Annotated in this window: 4 protein-coding genes; 2 read left to right on the plus strand and 2 right to left on the minus strand. The window is 71.2% G+C overall.

The features are described from left to right. Positions 1-48: 48 nt before the first annotated feature. Positions 49-693: an MBL fold metallo-hydrolase gene (locus CCN29_RS30675; protein WP_086685778.1), complete on the minus strand. Its 645-nt coding sequence runs from the start codon at positions 691-693 to the stop codon at positions 49-51. Between the two features lie 85 nt (positions 694-778). Between CCN29_RS30675 and CCN29_RS30680 the strand changes: the two genes are divergently transcribed. Both CCN29_RS30680 and CCN29_RS30685 read left to right on the plus strand, forming a co-directional pair. Further along, entirely contained in the window at positions 779-1,204 is a 426-nt protein-coding gene (locus tag CCN29_RS30680; protein WP_031018977.1) for a MarR family winged helix-turn-helix transcriptional regulator, read from the plus strand. Positions 1,205-1,388: 184 nt separating this feature from the next. Then, entirely contained in the window at positions 1,389-1,691 is a 303-nt protein-coding gene (locus CCN29_RS30685) for a DUF1540 domain-containing protein (RefSeq protein ID WP_006132234.1), read from the plus strand. Positions 1,692-1,729: 38 nt separating this feature from the next. Here the strand turns inward: CCN29_RS30685 and CCN29_RS30690 are convergent, their stop codons facing one another. Continuing rightward, on the minus strand, positions 1,730-3,247 hold the full coding sequence (locus CCN29_RS30690; RefSeq protein ID WP_086685781.1) for an FAD-dependent monooxygenase: 1,518 nt from the start codon (positions 3,245-3,247) through the stop codon (positions 1,730-1,732). Positions 3,248-3,401: the final 154 nt, after the last annotated feature.

Genomic DNA, 3,401 nt, shown 5'->3' on the forward strand with positions numbered 1-3,401 from the left:
CATGATCCCCGATCGAAGATCATTTGACGACAGACCCTAGGACGCGGCTCACACCTGGACGTCGGCGCCGGGCTCGACGTACTCGATCGGGATGCCGGTCAGGCCCTTCTCGCCGAGCAGGTTGGCGGCGGACTGCCGGCCGAGGTCGCTGAGCATGAGTTCGTGGATCTGGATGACACGCTCGGGCTTGACGGCGCGGACGTAGTCGGCGGCCTCCCCGAACTTCGTCCAAGGACCGCTGGTCGGCAGCAGAAGGGTGCGCACGGGGGCGTCGGGCACGTGGTAGGCGTCGCCGGGATGGTGGACGGTTCCCTCGTCGACGAGGTAGCCGACGTTGTCGGGGCACGGGATGTCGGGGTGGATCAGCGCGTGCCGGTGGCCGTGCACGCTGATGGTGACGGACCCGACGTCGAAGGTGTCGCCCGCGGCGACGGCGTGCACGCGGCCGTCATGGCTGCCGAGGGCGGCCGCGACGGCGGCGGTGCCGTAGACGTGCAACCCGGGACGGTCCTGGAGAGCGGCGGCGACCAGTTGTTCGTCGAAGTGGTCGAAGTGCTCATGGGTGATCAGTACGGCGTCGGCCCGGGCGACGGCTTCGGCCGCGTCCGGGGTGAGCGTGCCGGGGTCGATGACCAGACGCGTGCCGTCCTTCTCGAGCGTGACGCAGGCATGGGCGTGCTTGGTGAGCTTCACGGTGGGGCCTTTCGGAGCCTAGCCGGCCAAAGATCTACAACTGAACTGTACAACTCAGTTGATAAAGATGAGTAAAGTGGCGGTCATGGATGACAGCCGACTGGCCGAGGAACTCCGCCTGACCATCGGACGGCTCGTACGCACGGTGCGCGCCGTCGACACGATGCCGCCCGGTGAGGCCGCCGTCCTCGGCTACCTGGACCGCGGCGGCCCGCTGACCACGGCGGAGATCGCGCAGCAGAGGGGGGTCAGCCACCAGTCGGCCGCCAAGACGGTCAAGGGCCTCCTGACGCAGGGCCTCGTGCGTGTCGAGGCGCACCCCGACGACGGGCGCAAGCTGCTCCTCACCCTCACGCCGGCGGGACACGACCGCCTGGCCGAGGAGCGCCGCCGCCGCGCCGACCGGCTCGGCAGGGCGATCAACGCCGTCCTCACCCCGGACGAACGCAAGACGCTCGAGGCGGCGCTGCCCCTGCTGTCACGCCTGAGCACGCACGGAACCGGCGAGTAGCCCGCGATCCCCCGGCCGGTTCGCCCTGCGGACGTGCGCCGCCCCTCGCTGTCGCGGACAGTGGAAGACAGGAAGGAGCATCCCGCGAGCGAGCGAGCAGGCAAGCAAGCAAGCCGGGCGGCGCCGGTCCGCACGCAGTTCGCGCCGGATGCTCCGCACGAGCTCACGAGAGGGGCGAACCGCCATGGCAGCCACCCCCGTCATGCAACTGCCCGTCATCAGCGAATGCGCGGCCGAGGGCTGCGCCTACAACCACGACCACACGTGCCACGCCGCGGCGATCACCGTGGGAGACCTCGACAGTCCCGTGTGCGACACGTTCATGGGCGCCGACCTCGAAGGCGGTGAGCCGTCGACCACCGGCAGGGTCGGCGCCTGCAAGATGGCCGACTGCCGCCACAACAGCGGACTCGAATGCCACGCCCCGGCCATCACCGTCGGCTTCGAGCACGAGCAGGTGGACTGCCTCACCTACGCGCAGAAGTGACAGACGCACCCGGTCACGGCAGGGCCGGGTTCGGTAGGTCAGTTGGCGGTGATGAACCGCGCGGCCACGGCGGCCTCGACGGCCGTGGCGTCGGCGTCGTCCGCCGCCCAGGCCACGTAGCCGTCGGGGCGGACCAGCAGGGCGGTACGGCGGTCACCGGTCCAGTGCTCGACGACCGGCAGCGAGTCGTGCTCGCCGTCCGCGGTGGCGTCGTGGGGGAGTCGTACGGCGGGCGGGGTGATGAGGACGTGACGGCCGCCCCGCAAGGCTTCGTACAGGCGGTTGCCGCTCCGGAGGGCCACGTCCGGGACCCGGGTGCCGACGAGGCGGTGGGCGCCGCGCGGGGCGGGGTAGCGGTAGCCGGTCCCGGTGATCTGGGCCAGGGCCTTGGTGCGGGCGGGCGCGGCGGCCTTGACGAGGGCCGAGACGACGGCGCGTACGGCCCGCAGCGCCGGGCTCTGGGCGCGGGCCAGCCGGACGAGGCCGCCGCTGCTGCGCAGCACCGCCTTGCCGACCGGGTGGCGTTCGGCCTGGTAGGTGTCCAGGAGGCTGTCGGGGGCCTGCCCCTTGACGACGGCGGCGAGCTTCCAGCCGAGGTTGGCCGCGTCCTGGAGTCCGGTGTTCATGCCCTGCCCGCCGGCCGGGGAGTGGACGTGCGCGGCGTCGCCGGCGAGGAAGACCCTCCCCACCCGGTACTCGGGAGCCTGGCGTTCGTCGCTGTGGAAGCGGGAGAGCCAGCGGGCGTCGTGCATGCCGTAGTCGGTGCCCAGCGCGCGGCGGGTGACGTCCTTGACCTCGTCGAGGTCGAGGGGGTGGTCGTCGGGGACCTCGTTGCGGCGGTTCCAGCCCATGACGCGGTACCAGCCGTCGCCGAACGAGGCGATCATCGCGAAGACGTCACCCACGCCGTCGACGGTGAGGACGCTTCCGGGCTTCTCGGCGAGGCGGACGTCCGCGAGGAACAGGGAGGTGATGACGGAGACGCCGGGGAAGGGCTGGCCGATCGCCTCACGCACGGCGCTGCGGTGGCCGTCGGTGCCGACGACGTACGCGGCACGGTGGGTGGCGGTCGTTCCGTCCCCGGTGCGGACGTCGATGTCGGCACCGTCGGCGTCCTGCCGCAACGCGAGGAGTTCGGTCTCGTACTGGAACCGGACGCCGAGCCGCCGGGCGCGCCTCTCCAGCAGGCGTTCGACCTCGTACTGGGGGGTGATCAGCAGGAACGGGAAGCGGGAGGGCAGCGTGGTGAGGTCCAGGGAGAGGCGGCGGAACAGCCGCAACTGGGTGATGGTGCTGCCGGTGGCGAGCAGGTCGTCGGCGAGGCCGCGGGCGTCGAGCTGCTCCAGCGTGCGGGCGTGCACGCCGAACGCCCGGGAGAGGTTGCTGATCTTGTGGGGGCGCTTCTCCAGCAGGGTGACGGGGACGCCGGCCTCGGCGAGGTCACCCGCGAGGAGCAGACCGGCGGGGCCGGCGCCGACGACGATCACGGCATGCGTGGAACGGTCGGTGCGGTCGGTGCCCTTGCCCGTGCCGGTGCCGTTGCCAGTGCCGCTCATGGTGACCTCCCAGTCGCCAACGGTTGTAGGCCAACAGGTGTTGGTCAACGTATGTTGGCAACTGTAGGTGGGCGGCGGCGCGTGCGTCAACACTTGTTGGCCTACGCGTGTAGGCATACGATCACTGGCATGAACGAGAGCACGTCCGCCGCCC

The sequence above is a fragment of the Streptomyces pseudogriseolus genome, from assembly GCA_002154585.1.
Lineage (GTDB): Bacteria > Actinomycetota > Actinomycetes > Streptomycetales > Streptomycetaceae > Streptomyces > Streptomyces pseudogriseolus.